This window comes from Caulobacter endophyticus (assembly GCF_029543245.1).
GTDB classification, from domain to species: Bacteria; Pseudomonadota; Alphaproteobacteria; order Caulobacterales; family Caulobacteraceae; genus Caulobacter; species Caulobacter endophyticus_A.
This window is the reverse complement of the sequence record NZ_JARQWV010000011.1, coordinates 64,250-87,930: the sequence shown is the minus strand read 5'-3', so window position 1 is coordinate 87,930 and position 23,681 is coordinate 64,250. Positions and strand designations below refer to the sequence as shown.

Below are 23,681 nucleotides of genomic sequence, written 5' to 3'. Positions count from 1 at the left end.
GTAATAGAGCCGGAGCGAGTCTTGTCCGCCCATCGTCAGGAGACGGTCCGCCGTCTCGCCGCCCCCGATATCGCCGCCCGCAAGGGCGGCGTTCCGATCGTCTGTCTCACCGCCTACACCGCCCCGGTCGCAGCCGCTCTCGACGACGCCTGCGACGTCCTGCTGGTCGGCGACTCGCTTGGCATGGTCGTTCATGGCCTGCCCAACACCGTCGGCGTCACGATGGAGATGATGATCCTGCACGGCCAGGCGGTCATGCGCGGCTCGCGCAAGGCCATGGTCGTGGTCGACATGCCCTTCGGCTCCTACGAGGGTGCGCCCGAAGAGGCCTACGCCAACGCCGTCCGCATCATGAAGGAAACCGGCGCCCAGGCGGTGAAGGTCGAGAGCGGCCCCACCGTGCCCGACACCATCCGCTACCTCGTGGATCGCGGCGTGCCGGTCATGGGCCACGTGGGCCTGCGCCCGCAGGCCGTGCTGGTCGACGGCGGCTTTAAGGCCAAGGGCCGCGACGAGGAAGGCCGCCAGAAGATCCTGGCCGAAGCCCGCGCCACCGCCGACGCCGGCGCTTTCGCCGTGGTCATCGAGGGCGTGGCCGAGGCCCTGGCTCGCGAAATCACCGAAGCCATCGCCCCGCCGACCATCGGCATCGGCGCCTCGGCCGGCTGCGACGGTCAGGTGCTGGTCAGCGACGACATGCTGGGCCTGTTCGACTGGACGCCCAAGTTCGTCCGCCGCTACGCCGACCTGAAGGGCGCGATCGAAAAGGCCGCCGCCGACTACGCCCGCGACGTGCAGGACCGCAGCTTCCCGGGCCCGGCCGAGACCTACTACGCCAAGAAGGATTGAGGCGACGATCCTCCCCCTGAAGGGGGAGGTGGCCCAGAGGGCCGGAGGGGGAAGTCACTGCAGCGATCGGCATGTCCGCCAACGGCTGAGGCGCTTCCCCCTCAGTCGCTCCGCGACAGCTCCCCCTTCAGGGGGAGCATCTGGCGGACGAGCGCCAGTAGTTGTCGTTCCCTTCCAAACCAGGGTTCCCCGCCGTTGCGGCGGCGGCGGACACGCTATAGGTTCGCCGCCTGCGTCGCGGCCCGCGCCCCGACTCCTGATGTTTCAACCTTGCGTCGTCCGGACCCGTCCGGTCCCCGACGCCCCGGCGCCGCCGGCGCCCGTACCGGAGCCTCGTTCGTGGTCGATGTGTTTGACGAGGTCGAAGAGCAGCTTCGCTCCGACCGCTACAAGACCCTCGCGCTGAAGTCGCTGCCCGTCCTGGGCGCGGTGGCCGCGATCGCGGTCCTGGGCGTGGGCGGCTGGTGGGGCTGGACCGCCTATGAGAGCAGCCGCGCCAACAAGGCGTCGGAAGCCGTGCAGGCGACCCTCGAATCCTACGAGAAGGAAGGGCCCGCCAAGGCCTTCACCGAGTTCGAGAAGCTGTCGAAGGAAGGCAACGCCGGTTACCGCGCCCTGGCCTTCATGCAGATGGGCGGCATTCGCCTGGACGAAGGCAAGACCAAGGAAGCCGTCGGTTATTTCGACGAAGCGGCCAAGATTGCTCCCGATCCTGTCATGGGTGACATAGCGCGCCTCAAATCCGCCTTCGCCCTCATGGACACGGCTCCTTATCAGGAGATCGAGTCGAGGCTGACCCCGTTGACCGGCGAGAAGAGCCCTTACCGCGTGCAGGCCAAGGAAGCCCTGGCGTTCGCCAAGCTTCAGGCCGGCAAGACGGCTGACGCTCGCGGCGACTTTGTCGTGCTTTCGCTGCTCTCCGACGCCTCGGACGACGTCCGCCAGCGCGCCCAGGCGGCGATCCAGATGATCGACTCCGGCTCGGCCAAGGCCCTGCCGGCCGCCGTCAAGGCCGCCGCCGCGCTGCCGCCGCCGATCCAACTCGCGCCCGGCCAGCTGCCGCCGGGCCTGCAACCCCAAGCTCAATGAGCCGCCGACCCATGACTCTGAAGCGTTCCCTGCTGCTCGCCGCGATGATGTCGGCCGCGGTGTCGGTGACCGGTTGCTCGACGGTGTCGAAGCTCAACCCCTTCGGCAAGGACGAGAAGAACAAGGCCCAGGCCAGCCAGGGCCAGCGGATCTCGGTCATCGCCTTCGACCAGAAGGTCGAGGCGGCCGACGGCCTGAAGGGCGTCGACTTCTTCCTGCCCGAGCCTCAGGCCCAGGCCGACTGGCGCCTGCCGGGCGCCACGCCCGAGCAGTCGGTCGAGCACGTCGCCGCCGGCAAGGACTTCGTGATCGCCTGGCGCAAGGGCTTTGGCCAGAAGGCCAACCGCACCTTCCACATCACCGCCAACCCCGTCTCGGCCGAGGGCAAGATCTTCGTGCTCGACGGCGAAGCCAAGGTCTCGGCGCTTGACGCCGTCACCGGCGAGACGCTGTGGCGCAAGGACCTGCGTCCGGCCCGCCAGCCGGGCAAGCGCGGTTTCCTGGGCATCGGCGGCCGCAAGGACGACACCAAGGGCTTCGGCGGCGGCGTCGCCTATGCCGACGGCAAGCTCTACGTCTCGTCGGGCTTCCGCTTCGTGGCCCAGCTCGACGCCGCCACGGGCAAGGAAAACTGGCGCCAGGCCACCAGCACGCCGGTTCACGCCGCGCCCACCGTCGCCGACGGCCGCGTGTTCGTGGTGTCGACCGACAACGAACTGCTGACCTTCGCGGCCGCGGACGGCACGCCGGGCTGGACCTATCAGGCCCTGATCGAGCCGGCTCGCATCCTCGGCGCGTCCAGCCCCGCCATCAGCGGCGACACCGTCGTCGCCGGCTTCGCCTCGGGCGAACTGGTCGCCCTGCGCACCGGCAACGGCAACGACCTGTGGAGCGAGGCGCTCAGCCGCGCCAGCCGCACCAACGCCCTGTCGGAAATCCGAGACATCGCCGGCCGCCCGGTGATCTACAAGGGCGACGTCTACGCCGTCAGCCACTCGGGCGTCTTCGCCGCCACCGACCTGCGCACCGGCCAGGCGCGCTGGACCCTGCCGGTCACCGCCATCACCACGCCCTGGCCCGCCGGCGACGTGGTCTATGTGGTCGACAAGGCCGGCCAGGTGATCTGCGCCTCGCGTGACGGCGGCCAGGTGCACTGGATCCGCGACCTGAACGAGACCGACAAGCTTTCCAAGAAGCAGAAGAAGAAGCTGTCCAAGCGTCCGCGCCTGTGGTCCAGCCCGATCCTGGCTTCTGGCCGCCTGATCACGGTGTCGAGCTATGGCGAGGCCGTGGCCCTGAACCCGAAGACCGGCGCCACGGAAAAGACCCTGAAGATCGGCGCGCCGGTTCTGCTGGCTCCGATCGCCGTGGGCGACAAGATCTACGTCACCACCGACGAGGCGGATCTGATCGCGATCCGCTGACGCCTTCCGGGGCCTTCCAAGGCCCTGGTGAAACCGCAAACCCGTCCCGGGCCCGGGCTGGCGAATCGCCGGCCCGGGCTTGTTGCTTTGCCGGGACCAGAAAAATCGACTACTGACCGCCTATGCCTTTGAAACTCGCCATCGTCGGCCGCCCCAATGTGGGCAAGTCCACGCTGTTCAACCGCCTCGCCGGCAAGAAGCTGGCCCTGGTCGACGACCAGCCGGGGGTCACCCGCGACCGTCGCTTCGCGCACGGCCGCCTGGGCGACCTTGATCTGGAGCTGATCGACACCGCCGGCTTCGAGGACGTCACCGACGAAAGCCTGGAATCGCGAATGCGCGCCCAGACCGAGCTGGCGATCGACGAGGCCGACGTGGCCCTCTTCGTGTTCGACGCCCGCGAGGGCCTGACGCCGCTCGACAAGATCTTCGCCGAGATGCTGCGCCGCCGGAACAAGCCGGTGGTGGTCGCCGCCAACAAGTCGGAAGGCAAGCAGGCCGAGATCGGCGCCGCCGAAGCTCACCAGCTTGGCCTGGGCGCGCCGATCCCGATCAGCGGCGAGCACGGCGAGGGCATGGCCGACCTCTACGCGGCGCTCCTGGCGGTCACGCCCGAGGAACTGCAGGAAGAGTTCGAGGACTACGACGACACCAAGCCGATCAAGATCGCCATCATCGGCCGTCCGAACGCCGGAAAGTCGACCCTGGTCAACCGCCTGATCGGCGAGCAGCGCCTGCTGACCGGCCCCGAGGCCGGCATCACCCGCGATTCGATCTCGGTCGACTGGACCTGGGACGGCCGCAAGATCCGCCTCGTCGACACCGCCGGCCTGCGCAAGAAGGCCAAGGTCAACGAGAAGCTCGAGAAGCTCTCGACCCAGGACACCATCCGCTCGATGACCTTCGCCGAGGTCGTGCTGCTGGTGATGGACGCCACCCATCCGTTCGAGACCCAGGATCTGCAGATCGCCGACCTGGCCGAGCGGGAAGGGCGCTGCGTCGTCTTCGTTCTGGCCAAGTGGGACCTGATCGAGGATCCGGGCCAGATCCTGAAGGAATTCAACGAGCACGCCGAGCGCATGCTGCCGCAGCTGCGCGGCGCGCCCGTCGTGGCGCTGTCGGGCGAGACCGGCCGCGGCGTCGAGCGCCTGATGCCGGCCGTGATCAAGACGCACCGCGACTGGTCGACCAAGGTCAAGACCCGCGACCTGAACGACTGGCTGCAACTGGCCATGCAGCGGCACCCGCCGCCCGCCGTGAACGGTAAGCGTGTGAAGCCCAAGTACATGGCCCAGACCAAGGCCCGTCCGCCGACGTTCGTGCTGTTCTCCAGCCGCGCCGACCAGATGCCCGACCACTATCGCCGCTATCTGGTGAATAGCCTGCGGGAGAGCTTCGACCTGCCGGGCGTGCCGCTGCGCATCACCATCAAGTCGGGCGCCAACCCCTATGCCGACGCCGACCAGGGGTATGTCGTCAAGGGCAAGCGCGCCTTCGAGAAGAAGGAAGCCGAGAAGGCTCGCCTGAAGGCCTCGCGCAATACGGTCAAGAAATCGGCCCAGAAGGCGACGGTTTCGGCCGAGCTTCCCGAGGCCAAGGCGGCGGATGCCGGCAAGGCCGCCGTGAAGTCGGTCAAGCCGCAAGGTCCCAAGGCCCAGAAGAAGGTGTCGACCGCGCCGAGCTACAAGGTCGGCACGAAGTCGGCCGGCGGCAAGGCCGGCGGTCCGCGCCGTCCGGTGGCGGGCTCGCGCGTCGTGCGCGGCAACAAGACCCCCGGCGGTCGCCCCAAGGGCCGCTAGAGGGCGTCAGGGGAGGAGTTAGAACTCCTCCCAGTCCTGGCCGACGGCCACGCCGCCGCCGGGGCGGAACGACTGGGCGATACGGGTCTGGGCGGCGGCCACCGGGTTCTCGGCGGCCGGGCGTTGAGCGGGAGCGGGGCGCGACGGCACCTGCTCCAGCGGGCGGCCGGTCTCGAAGCGCGAGACCAGTTCAGCCAGCGACGAGGCTTCATTGCGCAGGCAGGCGGCCGCGGCGGTGGCTTCCTCGACCATGGCCGCGTTGCGCTGGGTCACCTGGTCCATCTGGTTGATGGCGGTGTTGACCTGGTTCAGGCCCGAGGACTGCTCGTGGGCCGACTGGGCGATCTCGGAAATCAGAGTGTCGATCTCGGCGATGCGGTCGACGATGCCGGTCAGCGAGTGGCCGGTGTCGCCCACCAGCTTGGCGCCGCGCCCGACCTGGGCGCTGCTGTTGGCGATCAGGGTCTTGATCTCCTTGGCCGCCTCGGCCGAGCGCTGGGCCAGGGCCCGCACCTCCTGGGCGACGACCGCGAAGCCGCGACCGGCCTCGCCGGCGCGCGCGGCCTCGACGCCCGCGTTGAGGGCGAGCAGGTTGGTCTGGAAGGCGATCTCGTCGATCACGCCGATGATCTGGCCGATCTTGCCCGAGCTCTGCTCGATCTCGCCCATGGCGGCGATGGCGTCGCGCATGATCTCGCCCGAGCGGGTGACTTCCTGGCGGGTGGTCGAGGCGGCGGTGGAGGCCGCGCGGGCCCCTTCGGCGCTACGGCGCACCGTGGCGGTGATCTCGTCCAGCGCCGCCGCGGTCTCTTCCAGGGCGGCGGCCTGTTGCTCGGTGCGCTTGGAGAGATCTTCCGAGGCCGTGGTGATCTCGTTGGAGCCGTTGTGGACCCCTTGCGTCGAATGGCCGATCTCGGTCATGGCCTGGCGCAGCGACTGGAGGGCGGCGTTGTAGTCGCTCTTGATCGAGGCGAAGCGGCCATCGAATGCGGCCGTGATGTCGGCGGTCAGGTCGCCCCCGGCCAGGCGCTTGAGGTTGTCGGCCAGGGTCAGCACCACGGCGCCCTGTTCGGCCTCGGTGCGGCGCAGGGCCTCGTTGGCCATCCGCTCCTGCTCGGCCTGGGTGATGTCGGTGCAGAACTTGATGACCTTGCAGGGCTTGCCTGCGGCGTCGAACACCGGGTTGTAGGCTCCCTGGATCCAGATCTCGACGCCGCCCTTGCCCTGGCGCTGGAACTTGCCGGCGAAGAACTCCCCGCGGCCCAGGTTCAGCCAGAACTGCTTGTACTCGTCGCTGCGGGCGAAGTCCGGGTCGGCGAACATGCTGTGATGGCGGCCGCGGATCTCGTCCAGCGAGTAGCCCACCGTCTTCAGGAAGTTGGTGTTGGCCGTCAGGATGGTGCCGTCGAGCTGGAACTCGATGACGGCTTGCGAGCGATGGATCGCCGCGACGGTGGCTTCCAACTCGGCGAGACGCTCGTCGGCCGCGGCGCGGCCACGCTTGAACGCAAACGGCATTGTTCAAACCCCCGAGGGATCGCGCCCAGGCAGCGCTGCATCCTTAGGGTGAGACTTCGAGTCTTATTCCATGCTTAACGAGCGCCGGTTTCCGAAAGCGTCATCTGCGTCAGGTTGTCGCAGTTTAGTGTTTTTGGGGCTTGTGTCGTGGAGTCGACCATCAGCTCAACCGCAGAAAATCCGTATTTTCCGTCAGTTGCGAAAGTTTCCGGATTAATCTGTATTGTATACGGTCCAACTAAACCTGCGAATGTTTACGAGGTTCAGTCAGGCGTTGACGCTTGCTGACTCTTGACCTCGTTCCTTGAAGCGGACCACGCCCTTGGGCGGCTCGCGGTCAGGGCGAGCCAGGTCGACGACGAAGGGGGCGATCTCGGCCGGGTCCTGCACCGTCATGGGATCCTCGCCCGGAAAGGCGCCGGCCCGCATCTTGGTGCGCATGGCGCCGGGGTCGATGCAGAAGGCGCGGACCTTGGTGTTCTCCATCTCGTCGGCATAGCAGTCGACGATAGCCTCCAGGCCCGCCTTGGACGCGGCGTAGGCGCCCCAGAAGGCCCGGTGGCTCTTGGCGACGCTGCTGGTCAGGAAGATGGCCCGGGCGCCGTCAGAGGCGCGCAGCAGCGGGTCCATGGCCCGGATCAGCCGCCAGTTGGCCGTCAGGTTGGTCGACAGGATCATGTCCCAGCCCTTGGGGTCCAGGTGACCGACCGGCGTGAGCGCGCCCAGCACGCCGGCCGCGCCGACCAGGATGTCGAGCTTGCCGAAGCGCTGGTGCAGGGCCGCGCCCAGGTGATCCAGGCCGTCGGCCTCGCGCAGGTCCAGAGGGACCAGGGTGGCGTGCTCGCCGGTGGCGGCGAAGATCGCGTCGTCCAGGGCCTCCAGCGCGCCCTGGGTGCGGCCCAGCGCGATGACATGGGCGCCGGCCTGGGCCAGGCCCAGGGCGATGGCGTTTCCGATGCCGCGCGTGGCGCCGGTGACGAGGGCGATGCGGCCGGCCAGCGGCGTGTCGGTGGTGGTCATGAGCGTTTCCTTTCGCCTCTGGCGGGCGATATTGAAGATCAGGCCTCGTCGGCCGGGCGCGCGGCGTAGCGCTGCGCCAGGACCGAGCAGGCCATCAGCTGGATCTGGTGGAAGATCATAAGGGGCAGCACCAGTACGCCGGCCGTGGCCCCTGGGAACAGGATGCCGGCCATGGGCACGCCGGTCGCCAGGCTCTTCTTGGAGCCGCAGAACACGATGGCCACCTCGTCGGGCTTGGAGAAGCCGAGCAGACGGGCGCCCCACATGGTGGCCAGCATGACGAGCGTCAGCAGCACGCCGCAGACCAGCAGCAAAGTGATCAGCTCCAGCGGCGAAACCTTGCGCCACAGGCCCTCGACCACGGCGGCGCTGAAGGCCGAATAGACCACCAGCAGGATCGAGCCGCGGTCGACGCGCCCCACCAGGGTCTTGTGCTTCTCGATCCACTTGCCGACCAGCGGCCGGGCGATCTGGCCGGCGATGAACGGGACCAGCAGCTGGATGATGATCGACTTGATCGAGTCCCAGCCGCCGACGTCGCCGTGGGCGTTCATGAGCAGGCCGACCAGCACCGGCGTCAGGAAGATGCCGAAAAGGTTCGAGGCCGAGGCCGCGCAGACGGCGGCGGCGACGTTGCCGCGCCCGATCGAGGTGAAGGCGATCGACGACTGGACCGTCGAGGGCAGGCAGGCCAGGAACACCATGCCCGCGGCCATGGTCGGCGTCAGCACGCCCACCTTGCTGATCGCAAGGCCCAGGATCGGGAACAGCACGAAGGTGAAGGCCAGGATCGTCAGGTGCAGGCGCCAGTGGGTGACGCCGGCGACGACGGCCTCGCGCGACAGCTTGGCGCCGTGCAGGAAGAACAGCAGGGCGATGGCCAGCTTGACCACCCAGCCGGTGATCACGGCCGCCTGTCCCTGGACCGGCAGGAACGAGGCCAGCACCACCATGCCGAACAGGGCGATGATGTAGGCGTCGATCTTCAGCTTGGAGAGGACGGCGGAGACGGGATTGGCCAAGAAGCGACTCTCAAATGGATCCTCGCCCGGTCCGTCCGGGCGATCCGAGCGGCCGAAAGATCAAGATGAGCGGGCCGCATACCGGGGGTAGCGCAGCTTGGGTCCTCCGAACAAGCCGGAGGACCCTGCAAAGGCGCTGATTAGGCGCTGACCAGCAGCGACAGCTGCTTTTCGGCCTGGTCGTTGCGGCCTTCGGCGATCTCGCGGTCGGTCAGGCGGGTGGGGTAGTCGCCGGTGAAGTAGTGGTCGGTGAACTGCGGGGCGGCCGGATCGCGCGGGGCGCAGTCCAGGGCTTCGTAGAGGCCTTCCACCGACAGGAAGCCCAGCGAGTCCACTTCCAGGAACTTGGCCATCTCTTCCAGCGACTTTGTGGCCGCCAGCAGCTGTTCGCGCTCGGGCATGTCGATGCCGTAGAAGTCGGGCCACTTGATCGGCGGGCTGGCCGACCGCAGGTGCACTTCCTTGGCGCCGGCCTCGCGGACCATGCGGACGATCTTCAGCGAAGTGGTGCCGCGCACGATCGAGTCGTCGATCAGGATGACGCGCTTGCCTTCCAGCACGGCGCGGTTGGGGCTGTGCTTCATGCGCACGCCCAGTTCGCGCACGCCTTGCGTCGGCTGGATGAAGGTGCGGCCCACATAGTGGTTGCGGATGATGCCCAGGTCGAAGGGCAGGCCGCTTTCGGCCGCGTAGCCGATCGCCGCCGGAACGCCCGAGTCGGGCACAGGCACCACGACATCGGCCTCTACGCCGGTCTCGATGGCCAGGCGACGGCCCATGCGCTTGCGCACTTCATAGACCGAGCGGCCGTTCACGACACTGTCGGGACGGGCGAAATAGACGTACTCGAACACGCAGGGGCGGGCGGCCGGGGCCGCGAACGGACGCAGCGACTTAACGCCGGTGTCGCTGATCACCACCATCTCGCCGTGCTCGACGTCGCGCACGAAACGGGCGCCGATCATGTCGAGGGCGCAGGTTTCCGAGGCCAGGACCGGCTTGCCGTCCAGGTCGCCCAGCACCAGCGGACGGATGCCCAGCGGATCGCGGATGCCGATCATCTTCTTGTTGGTGATGGCCACCAGGGCGTAGCCGCCTTCGATCTGGCCCAGGGCGTCGATGAAGCGGTCGACGATCTTGGCTTTGCGCGAGCGGGCGATCAGGTGGAGGATGACTTCGCTGTCCGAGGTCGACTGGAAGATCGCGCCTTCCTGCACGAGGCGCTCGCGCAGGGTCAGGAAGTTGGTCAGGTTGCCGTTGTGAGCCAGGGCGAGACCGCCGGTCTCGAGGTCGGCGAACATCGGCTGGACGTTGCGGATGAAGCTGCCGCCGGCGGTGGAATAGCGGGTGTGGCCGATGGCCATGTTCCCCGGCAGGCGCTGGACGAGGTCGGCGCCGGTGAAGGCGTCGCCGACGTGGCCCATGTGGCGTTCGGTATGGAAACGGCTGCCGTCGAAGGCGGCGATGCCGCAGGCTTCCTGGCCGCGGTGCTGCAGGGCATGCAGGCCCAGCGCGGCGATGGCGGCTGCGTCACGGGCGCCGAAAACGCCGAACACGCCGCATTCCAGGCGCAGCGTATCGTCCTCGGGATCGCGCCAGGGCGCGGACGAGAAGCGGTCGGTCGACTGGCCGATAGACGTCATTGCGATTTCTCCACCAGGTCGTCGAGCTTCCGACGCTGGTCCTTATCATAGCCTTCTTCGCCGCGCTCGGCGTTGGACGGTTTGTCGCTGGTCCCGTCGCGGACGGCGTCCTCGATGGCCGGGGCCAGCTTGCCGGCCAGGCCCGCGCCCTTGGGGGCGAACACCTTCAGCACCCGGGCGCTGGCGTTGGACAGCGGATAGAACATCGACTCCGACACCCAGGCCGGCACGCGGTCGCGCGGCGTGGCCATGTGGAAGACGAGGTTGAAGACGCCCAGCACCACCAGCGCGCGCAGCAGGCCGAAACCCAGGCCGACCAGGCGGTCCAGCAGGCCCAGCGTGCCATCGGCGTGCAGGGTCTTGGTCAGCTGGCCGCCGATCAGGCGCAGCGCGACGAAGGCGATGACGAAGGTGACCAGGATGGCGGCGGCCGTCGCCGCCCAGTCCGGGTCCATGAATTCGCGAAACAGCGGGCCGGTCAGGCGCAGGCCCAGCAGGGCCACCACGGCGGCGAGGATGAACGACAGCGCCGAGGTCAGCTCCCGCGAGGCGCCGCGGAAGAAGCCTACGGCGCCGGAAACCAGCAGGATCAGTCCGGCAATGATGTCGAACGGCGTCACGCGTGCGAGCTCCAGATGTCGTTCTCGATTCGGCGGACCGCGTCGGCCAGTCGCGCCGCGCCGGCCACCGGCAGGGCGCCGCCGCCTTCGGGCAGGCCCGACAGCGGTCCCAGCGCGCGGCCGAACCCGAGCTTGGCGGCTTCCTTCAAACGCGACTCCATTCGGCTCACGGGCCGGATCTCGCCGGAGAGGCTGACCTCGCCGAACACCACGCAGTCCTGCGGCAGGGCGACATCCATGGCCGAAGAGGCCAAAGCGGCCGCCGCCGCGAGGTCGGCGGCGGGTTCGGTGATCCTCAGCCCGCCGGCGACGTTCAGATAGACGTCCTTGTCGCCAAAACCAAGGCCGCAGCGCGATTCCAGCACGGCCAGCACCATGGCCAGGCGTCCGGAGTCCCATCCGACCACGGCGCGCCTGGGCGTTCCGTATGCGGAAGGCGCGACCAGGGCCTGGAATTCGACCAGGACGGGACGCGATCCCTCGATGCCGGCGAACACCGCGGCCCCCGCCGCGCGCTCGCCGCCTTCGTTGAGGAACAGGGCCGAGGGGTTCTTCACCTCGCGCAGGCCGACATCGCCCATCTCGAACACGCCGATCTCGTCGGTGGCCCCGAAACGGTTCTTGGCGCCGCGCAGGATGCGGAACGGATAGCCGCGCTCGCCCTCGAAGCTGAGCACGGCGTCGACCAGGTGCTCGACCACGCGCGGACCGGCGATCTGGCCGTCCTTGGTGACGTGGCCGACCAGCAGGATGGCCACGCCCTTCTGCTTGGCCAGGCGGACCAGCTCGGTGGCGCAGGCGCGCACCTGGGTCACGGTGCCGGGGCCGGCCTCGTGGGCGTCGCTCCACATGGTCTGGATCGAGTCGATGACCACAAGGTCGAACCTGTCGCGCTTCAGCCCGTCGAGGATGTCGCGCAGGCTGCTTTCTGCGGCCAGCTTCACCGGCGCGCCGGCCAGGCCCATGCGGTCGGCCCGGCCGCGGATCTGCTCGACGGCCTCTTCGCCCGAGATGTAGGCGCAGGCCACGCCCCGGCTCGAGGCGTTGGCGCAGACCTGCAGCAGCAGGGTCGACTTGCCCACGCCCGGGTCGCCGCCGATCAGTATCGCCGAGCCGGGCACCACGCCGCCGCCGCAGACCCGGTCGAACTCGTCGACGCCGGTCAGGATGCGGGGCGGGGCGGGGGTGTCGCTTTCCAGGCCGGTGAACTGCAGGCCGCGCGAGCGCGTGGCCTTGGTGGTCGCCATCGCGCCGGGCGGGCGCACGCCGACCTCCTCGACGAGGGTGTTCCAGCTCTGGCAGGCGGGGCATTGCCCGGCCCACTTGGTCTGGACCGCGCCGCAGGACTGGCAGGCGTAGGCGGCGCTGTCGCGGGCCATGGGGTCTCCTGATTCTCGAATGGGTGCAGATTACAGGCTGGGGTCGCCCTGCGCCAAAGCCGGACGCAGGGGGCCGGCGCGATGTCGCCGAACCTTGTTCCCGTTTCGGCTGTGATCGGTGTAGATAAGTACTGGGGGGCGCAGATTCAGGATCTTGCTGGAGGCGCCTAGATGTCCGTGGTCGAACCCGGAGCCGTTTCTTCCGATCTCGTGGGCCGCGTTAAGCGGATCCTGCTGACGCCGTCGCCCGAATGGGAGCGCATCGACACCGAGCCCGCCACCATCAAGGGGCTCTATGTCGGCTATGTCTGCATTCTCGCAGCGATCCCGGCGGTCGCGGGCCTGGTGGGCAGCCTGGTGTTCGGCCAGGGCATTCCGGGCGTTGCGACGATCCGGCCCTCGCCCGTCGGGGCGATCATCGGCGCGGTCGTGGGCTATGGGCTGTCGCTGCTGTCGGTGTTCGTGCTCAGCCTGATCATCGACGCCCTGGCTCCGTCGTTCGACGGCCAGAAGAACAAGCTGCAGGCCTTCAAGGTGGCGGCCTATTCGGGCACCGCCGGCTGGGTGGCAGGGATCTTCGGCCTGTTCCCGCCGCTGGCGATCATCGGCGGTCTGCTGGGTCTCTACGGCCTCTACCTGCTCTATACGGGCCTGCCCCGCGTAATGAAGGCTCCGAAGGAGAAGGCGATCGGCTACACGATCGTCACCGTCATCTGCGCCATCGTGCTCTATGTCATCGTCGGCGCCGTCACGGGCTTCGTCGTCGGCGCGGCCGCGATCGGCGGCGGCCTGGCGGCCTCCAAGGCGGTCTCGTCCGACACCGCGTCGGTCACGGTCAACGGCGCGACCTTCGACACCTCGCGCATCGAGGCGGCCACCAAGCGCATGGAAGCGGCGCAGGCCGGCAAGGTCTCGTCGGCCTCGCCCGAGGCGCTGAAGGCGCTGCTGCCGGGCGGCGTCTCCGGCTATGCCCGGACCTCGCTCGAAAGCCAGTCGGCCGGCGCGGACGGCCTGGCCATCGTCTCGGCAAAGGGCGAATACGAGAAGGACGGCAAGCGCTTCACCCTGTCGGTGACCGATCTGGGCGCGATGTCCGGCATGGCGGCCCTGGCGGGCGCGATGAACGCCCAGAGCTCGACCGAGACTGACAACGGCTACGAGAAGGTCGGCCAGGTAAACGGCCAGATGACCACGGAGAAGTGGGACCGTCAGGCTAGTTCTGGTGGCTACACTGTCGTGGTGGCCGATCGCTTCTCGGTCGAGGCAAATGGCGAGGCGGGGGGCATCGACGACCTCAAGCGCGCCGTCGCCTCGGTTGATGCCGGCAAGCTGAAGAGCCTGGCGCGCTAGGCGGGAAGGGGGCGGGGCGTCAGGCCTCGCCCAGCACGACGCGGCGGGCGCGGCCGGCCAGGCGGACGAGCAGTTCGTAGGCCGTGGTGCCCGCCGCGGCGGCGGCTTCGTCGACCGGCAGGTTGGGGCCGATCAGCTCGACCATCGCCCCGGGGCGGGCGGCGTCGCAATCGGTGACGTCGATGGCGATCAGGTCCATCGACACGCGGCCCAGCAGGCGGCGGCGCGCGCCGTCGAACCACACGTGGCCGGCGGGGCTGGAGCCGCGCAGCACACCGTCGGCATAGCCGCAGGCCAGCACCGCCACCCGCGTCGTCTCGCTGGCCGTGAAGGCCGCGCCGTAGCCGATCGACTCGCCGCGCGGCACGACCCGCACCTGCAGGATCGGCGCTTCCAGCGTGGCCACGGCCGCAAGGCGGTCGTCGGCCACGTCGCGAGGGCCGCCGCCGTAGAGGGCGATGCCCGGCCGGCACTGGTCGAAATGATAGTCGCCGCCCAGGAACACCCCGGCCGAGTTGGCGAGACTCCTGCGGGCGTTCGGAAACAGCGCCGCCGCATCCTTGAAGCGGGTCAGCTGGCGGGCGTTGAGCGGATGTTCCGGCTCGCCGGCGCAGGCCAGGTGGCTGACCACCAGCGAGACGTTCAGATGCTTGAGCCGGTCCATCGAGGCCGTCAGCACGGCGGCCTCCTCGTGCCGCAGGCCAAGGCGGTTCATGCCGGTGTCGACGTGGATCGCCGCCTCCAGCACGCCCTTGCCGGCCTGGCTGTTCCAGGCCTCGACCTGGGGCAGGCTGTTGAGCACCGGGATCAGCCCGGCCTGGACCAGCGTCGGACCCGAGCCCGGCGTCGCGCCGTCCAGCACGTGGATCTTCGCCTCGCGCTCGCCCAGCGCCTTGCGCAACGCCACGCCCTCGGACAGGCGGGCGACATAGAAGCCGCGCGCGCCTTCATCCCACAGGCGGCGGGCGACGAGCCCCGCGCCCAGGCCATAGCCGTCGGCCTTCACGGCCGGCGCCAGCTCGGCGTCGCCGGCCGTCGCCTTCAGCAGGGCGTAGTTGGCCGCGAGGGCGTCGAGGTCGAGGGTCAGGCGGGCGTCGGTCACGGGGCGGCTCTAGCACCCTCGGCGCGCCGAATGAAGGGCGTAGGCGGGAAAGTCCGGCGCTGAAAAGGCAACCTTAAGTTTCGTGATCTATCCATTTCTGCAACGCAATGGAGATCCCCCGAATGGAGACGACGAGCGGAGCCGCCGCGGCCAGGCCCTTCGGCCGTCGGGCGACTGCTCCCATGGCCCGTTGCCCGGACTGCGGCGACGCCCTGCACGGCGCCGTCTGCGCGAGGTGCGAGAATGACGCCCGGCCCGCCGCTCCCCGCCGCCGCGAGGCCGGCGGTGAAGACAGCATCCTGGGCCTGGTGCGCGAGGCCGCGCGGAGCGTGGCTGATCTGGGCGGCTCGGTCTGGCGCACGCTCTGGCGCGTGGTGGTCTCTCCCGGGCGGCTGTCACGCGATTGGTGGGAAGGCCGCAGGGAGGGCCTCGTCTCGCCGGTGCGGCTCGTTTCGGGCTTGCTCCTGTTGCTGTCGGGGTTCGGCGCGCTGGCCTATCGGGTGAACGCCAGCGGCCTGGACTTCGACATCGTCGGCCAGACCCAGTGGCGAACCTATCTGATCGTCGGGGCCGTGGCCGTGGTGATGGGCTTCGTGACGCCGGCGACCTTGCCCGCCACTCTTCGCAGAAGCCACTACGAGAACCTCGTGGCGGGGCTCTACGAAGGCGCCTTCATCGCCCTGATCCAGATGCTGGTCCCGTTCGTGATGCTCATCGGGGCGCTGATCGGCAGGGAGACTTCGCTCATCCCGGTGGCGACGGTCGTGCTTTCCATCGCCATCCTGCCGGTGACGTTCGCGCCGCTGCTGACCTTGCTTCACCTCTACGCCCACCTGCGCAGCGCCTACGGCATGAGCCGCGTGGGCGCGGTCGGGCGCACCTTGCTTACAGGTTTGGTCAGCCTGCTGCTGTTCCTGGGACTGTGGTTCCAGTTGCTCGCGAACGGGCTGGTTCCCGGCTGACTGAGGTTCGGCTCACCGCGTCGCCCCAAGTCAACGCGTCGCCAGGAACTGGCTCACCAGCGCCTCGACGCCGCTGGCGACGATCTGCACGCCGATGCACATCAGCAGGAACGCCATCAGCCGCGACATCACCCGCGCGCCATTGACGCCCAGCAGGGACAGCACCCGGTCCGAGGCGCGATAGAACACCCAGACCATCAGCGCGATGACGGCGACCGCCAGGCTGGCGCCCATGAAGAACGGCACCACCGAATGGCCCTCGACCGGGCGCTGCGACGACAGGGCGATGGCCACCGAGATCGCGCCGGGACCGGTGGTGAACGGCATGGTCAGGGGGAAGAAGGCCATGTCCTCGGCGCGCGCCTTGGCGGGCGAGCTGGCCTGGTCGGCCTTTCGCTCTTCGTGTTCCTCGGGCGCCATCAGCAGGGCCCAGGCCCGGATCGCCACCACCAGGCCCCCGGCCACCCGCAGCGCGCCCAGGCTGACGCCGAAGAAGTTCAGCACGTAGCCGCCCAGCAGCAGCGAACCGAGCAGGATGAAGAAGGCGTAGACCGCGATCGTCGGCGCCAGGCGCTTGCGCGTCTCGGCCGGGTGGTCGGCCAGCATCTGGTGGAAGATCAGCGCCGCCCCGACCGGATTGACGATCGAGAACAGGGCCGGAAAGGCCAGCAGAAACGCCCCGATGAAGGTCGAGACGGGCAGGGGGCTGAATTCCATGATGCGCGCTCGACTCCTGAATCGCGCGCCGAGCGTTGCCCGACGCGCATCCAGAGGTAAAGCGCGAGGCGGTTATTCGTCGTCGCCGCCGCGCATCTGGTGGAAATAGTGGTCGCGCGACAGGTTGCCGAAGCGGGTGGTGTCGCTGTTGAACGACAGGCGCACCGTGCCGATCGGACCGTGACGCTGCTTGGCGATGATCACCTCGGCCAGGCCTTGCAGCTTGTCCATTTCCTCTTGCCAGGTCAGGTGCTCGGGCGTGCCCTCGCGCGGCTCGGCGCGGCCCACGTAATAGCTTTCGCGGAACACGAACCACACCATGTCGGCGTCCTGCTCGATCGAGCCGGATTCACGGAGGTCGGACAGCTGCGGGCGCTTGTCGTCACGGCTTTCGACCTGACGCGACAGCTGTGAGAGGGCGATGACCGGGCAGGCCAGTTCCTTGGCCAGGGCCTTCAGGCCCATGGTGATCTGCGAGACTTCCTGCACGCGGCTGGCGTTCGAACCGAGGTCCGAACCCGTCACCAGCTGCAGGTAGTCGACCACGATCAGGTCCAGGCCGACCTGGCGCTTCAGGCGTCGGGCCCGGGCGGTCAGCTTGGCGATCGAGATACCACCGGTGGCGTCGATATAGAGCGGCGCTTCCTGCAGCTCCATGGCCGCGTCGCGCACGCGTCCGAACTCGCTGGCGTCGATCTCGCCCTTACGCAGCTTGTCGCCCGACACGCCCGAAGCGTCGGCCAGCATACGCAGCGCCAGCTGCTCGGCGCTCATTTCCAGCGAGTAGAAGGCCACGACGCCGCCGCTGACGGTCTTGCGGCTGCCGTCGGGCTGGGGCTCCCAGGCGTACTTCTTGGCGACGTTGAAGGCGATGTTGGTCGCCAGCGCCGTCTTGCCCATCGACGGACGGCCGGCCAGCACGATCAAGTCCGACGGGTGAAGGCCGCCGATCTTCTGGTCGAGGTCGATCAGGTCCGAGGCCAGGCCCGACATGCCGCCGTCGCGCTGGAAGGCCTCGGCGGTCATCTCGACGGCGCCGCGCAGGGCGTCGCCGAAGCTGACGAAGCCCGAGCTGGCGGTGCCGCTTTCGGCCAGGGTGTAGAGCTGCTGTTCGGCCGCTTCGATCTGGTCGCGGGCCGGGCGCTTCTCGTCGCCGTGGCCGTGGGCGGCCGAGGCGATCTCGCCGCCGATGCGGATCAGGTCGCGGCGCAGGGCCAGGTCGAAGACGGCTCGCGCATAGTCGCCGACATTGGCCGCCGGCGGGGCGCGGTCCACCAGGTCGGCTAGGTAGCGGATGCCGCCAAGCTCCTCGAAGGCCGGATCGCGCTTGAACTCGTCGGCCAGCAGGATGGGCTCGGCCAGCTGGCCCTTGCGGATGTGAGTCTCGATCGAGCTGAACAGCCGCTGGTGGAAAGGCTCGTAGAAGTGGCGGCCCTGCAGGCTGTCGGTCAGCCGCTCGTAGGCGGAGTTGTCGTACAGCAGCACGCCCAGCAGCGCTTGCTCGGCTTCCAGGTTGTGCGGCGCGACCGCGATCTGAACGTCGTTTTCGGCCGGTGGGCGCAGGTCGAGGGCAGGTACGAGAGACATCGCCATAAGTTAACGCGAACGCCGTCCGGGCGCTCGAAAGAGCATCGTGAACGGCGAAGATGAATGGGGATGTTCTGTGTATATCTCTGTGAACGACAAAAGGGGACGCAGCGCGGGCTGCGTCCCCTTCGAGGCTCACCCTGGGTCAGGCTACCAGTTGTAGCTCAGGCGGGTGTAGACGAACCGGCCGTTGAAACCGAACGGCGAGTAGTTGGGGAAGCCGACCACGCCGCTGGTGCTGTTGACGGCTGCGGGCGTGCGGTTGGGGTACTCGTCGAACAGGTTGTTGGCGCCGACCGCCCAGGTCAGCTTTTCGGCGAAGGTGCGGCGGGCTTCCAGGTCGATCACCGCCTTGCGGCCGGTCCAGTAGTCCAGCGAGGTCGTGGCGTTGGGCTGCAGCACCGTGCCGTAGCCGGTCAGCTTCAGCGTCGCGCCCCACGGACCCTTGCTCCAGTCGCCGCTGGCCACGAACTTCGTGCGCGGCGTGCCGCGTTCGAAGGTCTGGACGTTGACGCGGGCGAAAAGCGCCGGCGGGACCGGCAGCGACGACAGGGTGTTGGTCGTCGGCAGGCGGGTGACCTCGGTCTCGTTGTAGTTGCCCGCCAGGGTCAGGTCGAAGCGCCCGGCCTCGGCCGCGTCGAGGCGGTAGCGCACCACCACGTCCACGCCCTTGGTCGTCGTGTCGACGCCGTTGATGAAGAAGCGCGCTGTGGTCACGCCATAGGGGGCGAGCAGGGCGTAGATCGCCTGCTGGGTGGCCGTGCCCGTGGCGCTGCCCTGGATGTTCTCCGAGAGCACGATGCGGTTGTCGATGTCGATCTGGTAGGCGTCGACCGTCACCTCGAACGGGCCGCGGTGATAGACGAGGCCCAGCGAGTAGTTGGTGCTCTCTTCCGGCTCCAGCGCCTTGGCGCCCAGCACGGCCGAGACCGGGCTGGTGGCCGGGAAGGTGCCGACCTCGGTGGCCGTGCCGCTGATGATGTTGGTCGAGGTGGCGGTGAAGTACTGCTGCTGCAGGGCCGGGGCCCGGAAGCCGGTCGACACCGCGCCGCGCACGGCGAAGCCGTCGAGGATGTCGTAGCGGGCGGCGATCTTGCCGGTGGTCTTGGTGCCGAAGTCCGAATAGTCCTCGAAGCGCGCGGCGATATCGACGTCCAGCTTGTCGGTCACCTGGCTGTCGAGGTCGACATAGAAGCTGTAGTTGTCGCGGCTGACGTCGACGGCGTTGCTGGGACGGAAGCCCGGGAAGCCCTGCGCGCCGGCCGCCAGGCCGTTATAGCCGCCGTTGGCCCACGAGGCCTGCTCGCCGGCGACGATGTCGTAGCTTTCCTTGCGGTACTCGGCGCCGAAGGCCAGGGTCGAGGGCTGGGCGAAGGCGGCGATGGTCACCGGGCGGGTGACGTCCAGCGAGGCCACGGCCTGGCGATAGCGCATCGAGCCGGCCTTGAACGAGGTGGGCGAGGTCGGGCCGTACGAGGCGTTCAGGCTGTCCTTGACCCCGTATTCGATGTCGTTCTGGCCGTAGGTGAAGCTGGCGTCGATGGTGTAGGCGCCGGCCTCGCCCTTGGCGCCGAAGGCGGCGTTGTAGTCGTCGATGTCGGTGGCGATCTTGGGCAGGAAGCCGCTCGGATAGATCGACGGAATGTTGGCGGCGTTGTTGGACAGGCGCGGGAAGGCGGCGCTTTCGCCGTCGCGGTGCTGGTAGCCCAGCCAGCCATAGGCCTTCCAGGTCTCGCCGATCGGAACGCCGGCGTTGGCGAACAGCGACTTGCTCTCGACCTCGGCGTCGCCGTAGCGGCCGGTGACGACGCCCGGGCTGAACGCCGACGAGACGTCGCTGCGGTTGGTCGGGTTGCGCTTGGACCAGTCGGCGGTGACGGTCAGATAGCCGTCTTCGCCGATGCCGAAGCCCTGCCAGACCGAGGCGGTGTAGGTGACGCCGTCATTGGCCTTGCGGCCGTCGGTGTCGCGCGCCGTCTTCACCTCGGTGTCGTAGAGTCCGTAGCTGGCGGTCGCGCCGCCGCCGCTGCGGGCCTCGCGCAGGCGCAGGTTGACGACGCCGGCGATGGCGTCAGAGCCGTACTGGGCCGCCGCGCCCTCACGCAGGATCTCGACGCGGTCGAGGGCGGCGGTCGGGATGGTGTTGAGGTCGAAGGCGGCCGAGCCGCGGCCGACCGAGCCGTTGACGTTGACCAGGGCCGCGGCGTGGCCGCGCTTGCCGTTCAGCAGCACCAGGGTCTGGTCGGGCGCCAGGCCGCGCAGGGTGGCCGGACGCACCGAGTCGGTGCCGTCCACGGCCGATGGGCGCGGGAAGTTCAGCGACGGCGCCAGGGTCGACAGCGCCTGGGCCAGTTCGGTCGAGCCCTGGCGGGTCAGGGCCTTGCTGTCGACCACGTCGACCGGGGAGACGGTGTCGAGACGCGAGCGGCCGGCGGTGCGGGTGCCGGTGACGACGACCTCTTCGACGGCGGTCTGGTCGTCCGTGGTCTGAGCGTTGGCGGTGGAGACGGCCAGGGCCGAAGCCGAGGCGGCCGCGAGCAGCAGCAGTTGAGTACGCATGATGTAATCCCCTCGAAACGCTGTCGGTCGGGGGCGCTTTCGCGTCTGGTTCTGGCCGACAGGCGGTTAGACGGGTGCAACCTGCGCGAACGTGGATCGTCCTACAATCTGAGCAATTCTAGCTTTCGGCGCAGAAAAAAACGGCGCGGATTGCTCCGCGCCGTTCTCATTCGTCTGCGAAGGTCCTGAAAAATCAGGCTTCGTAGTCGCCTTCTTGCGAACCGGCGCCGCCTTCCAGGAGGTCCTGGGCGGCTTCGGCGTCGGCCAGACGCTCTTCCTCGAACTGCGAGGCGATGACGTTTTCGCCGCGCGCTTGGCGCTCGGCTTCGTCGGCGCTGCGCGCGATGTTGAGGGTGACCGTGACGGTCACTTCAGCGTGCAGCTTCACCTTCACTTCGTGGACGCCGAGCGTCTTGATCGGCTTGTCCAGCACGATCATCGAGCGGTCGACCTTGCCGCCTTCGGCCTTGATGGCGTCGGCGACGTCACGGCCAGCGACCGAACCGTACAGCTGGCCGCTTTCGCCAGCCTGACGGATCAGGACGTACTGGGTGCCGTCCAGCGAGTCACCGGCCTTGCCGGCCGATTCACGGTTGCGGACGTTGCGCGCTTCGATTTCGGCGCGCTGCACTTCGAAGGCCTTCAGGTTCGCCGCGTTGGCGCGGAGAGCCTTCTGACGGGGCAGCAGGAAGTTACGGGCGAAGCCGTCCTTCACGGTGACGACGTCGCCCAGGACGCCCTTGCCTTCGACTCGTTCGAGCAGGATCACTTTCATCGTGGCGTCTCCCTTACTTCACGACGTAGGGGAGCAGAGCCAGGAAGCGGGCGCGCTTGATGGCCTTGGCCAGTTCGCGTTGCTTCTTGGCCGACACCGCGGTGATGCGCGACGGAACGATCTTGCCGCGCTCGGAAACGTAACGCTGCAGCAGCTTCACGTCCTTGTAGTCGATCTTCGGAGCGTTGGCGCCCGAGAACGGGCAAACCTTGCGGCGACGGAAGAACGGACGGCGGGCGCCGCCGGCGGCGGCGGCCGGAGCCGCGGCTTCGGGAGCAGTCGTATCGGTCATGATCTATTTCTCCCTTACGCTTGCGGGGCGAAGTCTTCGCGCGGACGCTCGGAACGCTCAGGGCGGTCCGAACGCTCGGGGCGATCGCTGCGCTCACGGTCGCGACGGGCCAGAACCGGCGACAGTTCCAGGTCCAGCTCTTCCACGCGGATGGTCATGAAACGCAGCACGTCTTCGTTGATCGACAGCTGGCGTTCCATTTCCTTCACCGCCGGCGCCGGGGCGTCGATGGCGAGCAGGGAATAGTGGCCCTTGCGGTTCTTCTTGATGCGATAGGTGAGGTTACGCAGACCCCAGTATTCGATCTTGGCGATGTGACCACCACCTTCTTCGATCAGGGTCTTGATTTGCTCGTTGAGAGCTTCGGCCTGTTGCGGCGAGATGTCCTGCCGCGCGATGACCACGTGTTCGTAGAACGCCATGTTTTCCTTCTTCCGTTATGGAAAGCGGCGCGGGCGGCGGCGGAAGTCCGACGACCACGATGGATCCTGTGCGACGAGCGGGATAATCCCGGCCCCGTGAGGGGTTCGCTCAAGACCGCCTTCCGTGAGAACGCGCGCTACTACAGGAAACCGACGGCGGAGGCAAGGAAACGATGGGTCTTGCCCTGGGCGCCCTCTGCATCCACTGGTGCGGTTGCATAGAGGGGCTTGCAATCATGAAACGCATCGTAGCGGCCGTCGCGGCCTTTTCCATCGTCCTGGGCGCAGCCAGCCCCAGCGCGGCGGCCTCGGAGCGCGCTCGCGAACTGGCGCATCGCTACGTCTCGGCGATGGACATGAAGAAGAATTTCGCGCCGATGCTCGATAACCTGATGGCTGCCATGCTGCAGCAGCAGATGGCCTCGGCCAAGGGGGACGCCGAGGCCAAGGCCCTGGTCGGCAAGGCCGTCCGGGAGGCTTTCAGCGAAAGCGTCGAGGCGGGCATGCTCGACAGGATGATGGCGGCCATGGAGCCGGCGATCGCCGAGAGCTTCTCCGAAGACGAACTGCAGGCGATGGTCGATTTCTACGAGAGCCCGATCGGCCGCTCGATCATCGCCAAGATGCCCAGTTTCGGGGTGAAGTCCTCGGCCGCTGTGGTCGCGGTCATGCCCGAAATGCAGGCGGACCTCGAAAGGCGCTTGCTCGCCAAGCTGGCGGCCATCAAGCCGCAGAATAGAGAAATAGGCTTTCGCAGCGGAAGTCAGCTTGCCGTTAATACCTTGGGTGGTTAGGGAAGGGGCATGCGGGGTGCAACCGTAAAGAGCCTGATCCTTGGCGGCGCGTTCGCGCTGTCGATGACGGCTGCCCCGGTGCTGGCCCAGGCGATCAGGAAGCCCGACCTGTCGGTGTCGTCCAACGACGGCCGCTTCACCGGCTACTCGGCGGCCCTGCCTCTGGACCTCTCGTCGGACGCCGACAGCACCACCTTCGTGGCCAAGGTCGCCGGCAGCGTCGAGCAGCCCACCTACGATTTCAACCTGAACATGACGGCCAAGGCCGAAGAGGGCCCCAGCCCCCGCGCTCTGGCGCTGGGCGCGTCGCTGAACAAGCGCGAAGCCGGCTTCCGCTCGTCGCTGTCGCGCCTGTTCGGGTTCGGCGACCTGCCCAAGTCGAACTATGTCAGCGTGTCGGTCGACATGAACGCCACGCGCTCGATGATCCTGCCGACCTCGGTTCCGATCGCTCGCGCCAATGTGCGCTCGGCCCTGACGCTCGACGGCCGCCAGATCGCCTCGATCGGCCTGGGCGGCGGCACCATGGGCGACGAGGGCGTCGACTTCAGCCTGATCCGTCCGTTCGACATTCCGGCCGAGTTCTCGGTCAGCGTCCGCGCCGAGGACGAGCGCGTCCAGGACGGCCGCTTCATGGTCAAGCTGGTCAAGACCAACTGGTGACCGTCGGCGCAGCCGCGCCGCTTTCCCGACAATTCGCCGGAAGATCCCCGAGCGCCTGTCCGACCAGCGGGCGCCGGCGAGGGCGGGTTTGCGCC

Annotated in this window: 21 protein-coding genes; 8 read left to right on the top strand and 13 right to left on the bottom strand. The window is 68.3% G+C overall.

All coding sequences use genetic code 11. The features are described 5' to 3' along the window. Positions 1–21: 21 nt before the first annotated feature. The 4 genes from panB (at position 22) to der (ending at position 5,161) form a co-directional block, all read left to right on the top strand. Entirely contained in the window at positions 22–849 is an 828-nt protein-coding gene (gene panB / locus P7A99_RS12325) for a 3-methyl-2-oxobutanoate hydroxymethyltransferase (RefSeq protein ID WP_101720295.1), read from the top strand. A 339-nt stretch (positions 850–1,188) separates the two neighbouring features. Further along, positions 1,189–1,938, top strand: a complete 750-nt coding sequence (locus P7A99_RS12320; protein WP_277794145.1) for a tetratricopeptide repeat protein — start codon at positions 1,189–1,191, stop codon at positions 1,936–1,938. Between the two features lie 11 nt (positions 1,939–1,949). Further along, complete coding sequence (locus P7A99_RS12315) at positions 1,950–3,362, top strand: PQQ-binding-like beta-propeller repeat protein (protein ID WP_431307667.1); 1,413 nt, start codon at positions 1,950–1,952, stop codon at positions 3,360–3,362. A 122-nt stretch (positions 3,363–3,484) separates the two neighbouring features. Then, positions 3,485–5,161: a ribosome biogenesis GTPase Der gene (gene der, locus P7A99_RS12310; protein ID WP_277794143.1), complete on the top strand. Its 1,677-nt coding sequence runs from the start codon at positions 3,485–3,487 to the stop codon at positions 5,159–5,161. 18 nt (positions 5,162–5,179) lie between these two features. Here der and P7A99_RS12305 read toward each other — a convergent pair whose 3' ends face one another. The 6 genes from P7A99_RS12305 to radA form a co-directional block, all read right to left on the bottom strand. Next, positions 5,180–6,679, bottom strand: coding sequence for a methyl-accepting chemotaxis protein (locus tag P7A99_RS12305; RefSeq protein ID WP_277794142.1), 1,500 nt, complete (start codon positions 6,677–6,679; stop codon positions 5,180–5,182). A 267-nt stretch (positions 6,680–6,946) separates the two neighbouring features. Continuing rightward, the gene (locus tag P7A99_RS12300; RefSeq protein ID WP_277794141.1) at positions 6,947–7,699 is read right to left on the bottom strand and encodes an SDR family NAD(P)-dependent oxidoreductase; all 753 of its coding nucleotides are present in this window, start codon (positions 7,697–7,699) and stop codon (positions 6,947–6,949) included. A 38-nt stretch (positions 7,700–7,737) separates the two neighbouring features. Next, positions 7,738–8,721 (bottom strand): bile acid:sodium symporter family protein, encoded by a 984-nt coding sequence (locus tag P7A99_RS12295; protein WP_277794140.1) that lies wholly within the window; start codon positions 8,719–8,721, stop codon positions 7,738–7,740. Positions 8,722–8,861: 140 nt separating this feature from the next. Next, positions 8,862–10,364: an amidophosphoribosyltransferase gene (gene purF, locus P7A99_RS12290; protein WP_277794139.1), complete on the bottom strand. Its 1,503-nt coding sequence runs from the start codon at positions 10,362–10,364 to the stop codon at positions 8,862–8,864. After that, positions 10,361–10,984 carry a CvpA family protein gene (locus P7A99_RS12285; protein ID WP_277794138.1) on the bottom strand — a complete coding sequence of 208 codons (624 nt, stop codon included), beginning with the start codon at positions 10,982–10,984 and terminating at the stop codon, positions 10,361–10,363. Before P7A99_RS12285 ends, purF begins: the two co-directional genes overlap by 4 nt. After that, a complete protein-coding gene (gene radA / locus P7A99_RS12280; protein WP_277794137.1) occupies positions 10,981–12,363 on the bottom strand; it encodes a DNA repair protein RadA in 1,383 nt (460 codons plus the stop codon). The genes P7A99_RS12285 and radA overlap by 4 nt, the downstream gene beginning before the upstream one ends. 171 nt (positions 12,364–12,534) lie before the next feature. Here radA and P7A99_RS12275 point away from each other — a divergent pair, with 171 nt between their 5' ends. Continuing rightward, positions 12,535–13,713 (top strand): Yip1 family protein, encoded by a 1,179-nt coding sequence (locus tag P7A99_RS12275; RefSeq protein WP_277794136.1) that lies wholly within the window; start codon positions 12,535–12,537, stop codon positions 13,711–13,713. A gap of 19 nt (positions 13,714–13,732) precedes the next feature. Here P7A99_RS12275 and alr read toward each other — a convergent pair whose 3' ends face one another. Beyond that, positions 13,733–14,815, bottom strand: coding sequence for an alanine racemase (gene alr / locus P7A99_RS12270; protein WP_277794135.1), 1,083 nt, complete (start codon positions 14,813–14,815; stop codon positions 13,733–13,735). Between the two features lie 182 nt (positions 14,816–14,997). On the opposite strand from alr, the gene P7A99_RS12265 reads away from it, so the two are divergent. Continuing rightward, on the top strand, positions 14,998–15,777 hold the full coding sequence (locus P7A99_RS12265; RefSeq protein WP_277794134.1) for a DUF3667 domain-containing protein: 780 nt from the start codon (positions 14,998–15,000) through the stop codon (positions 15,775–15,777). 30 nt (positions 15,778–15,807) lie between these two features. On the opposite strand, the gene P7A99_RS12260 is transcribed toward P7A99_RS12265, so the two are convergent. From P7A99_RS12260 to rpsF, 6 genes are all read right to left on the bottom strand, one after another. Then, the gene (locus P7A99_RS12260) at positions 15,808–16,494 is read right to left on the bottom strand and encodes a MarC family protein (RefSeq protein WP_277794133.1); all 687 of its coding nucleotides are present in this window, start codon (positions 16,492–16,494) and stop codon (positions 15,808–15,810) included. 72 nt (positions 16,495–16,566) lie between these two features. Next, a complete protein-coding gene (locus tag P7A99_RS12255; RefSeq protein ID WP_277794132.1) occupies positions 16,567–18,087 on the bottom strand; it encodes a replicative DNA helicase in 1,521 nt (506 codons plus the stop codon). Positions 18,088–18,231: 144 nt separating this feature from the next. Next, positions 18,232–20,640 carry a TonB-dependent receptor plug domain-containing protein gene (locus P7A99_RS12250; RefSeq protein WP_277794131.1) on the bottom strand — a complete coding sequence of 803 codons (2,409 nt, stop codon included), beginning with the start codon at positions 20,638–20,640 and terminating at the stop codon, positions 18,232–18,234. Positions 20,641–20,833: 193 nt separating this feature from the next. After that, positions 20,834–21,415: a 50S ribosomal protein L9 gene (gene rplI, locus P7A99_RS12245; protein ID WP_277794130.1), complete on the bottom strand. Its 582-nt coding sequence runs from the start codon at positions 21,413–21,415 to the stop codon at positions 20,834–20,836. Between the two features lie 13 nt (positions 21,416–21,428). Then, complete coding sequence (rpsR, locus tag P7A99_RS12240; RefSeq protein ID WP_058346420.1) at positions 21,429–21,707, bottom strand: 30S ribosomal protein S18; 279 nt, start codon at positions 21,705–21,707, stop codon at positions 21,429–21,431. 14 nt (positions 21,708–21,721) lie between these two features. Then, entirely contained in the window at positions 21,722–22,129 is a 408-nt protein-coding gene (gene rpsF, locus P7A99_RS12235; RefSeq protein WP_165255280.1) for a 30S ribosomal protein S6, read from the bottom strand. A 173-nt stretch (positions 22,130–22,302) separates the two neighbouring features. Between rpsF and P7A99_RS12230 the strand changes: the two genes are divergently transcribed. After that, a complete protein-coding gene (locus tag P7A99_RS12230; protein ID WP_277794129.1) occupies positions 22,303–22,923 on the top strand; it encodes a DUF2059 domain-containing protein in 621 nt (206 codons plus the stop codon). Positions 22,924–22,932: 9 nt separating this feature from the next. Further along, positions 22,933–23,586 (top strand): hypothetical protein, encoded by a 654-nt coding sequence (locus P7A99_RS12225; protein ID WP_277794128.1) that lies wholly within the window; start codon positions 22,933–22,935, stop codon positions 23,584–23,586. Positions 23,587–23,681: the final 95 nt, after the last annotated feature.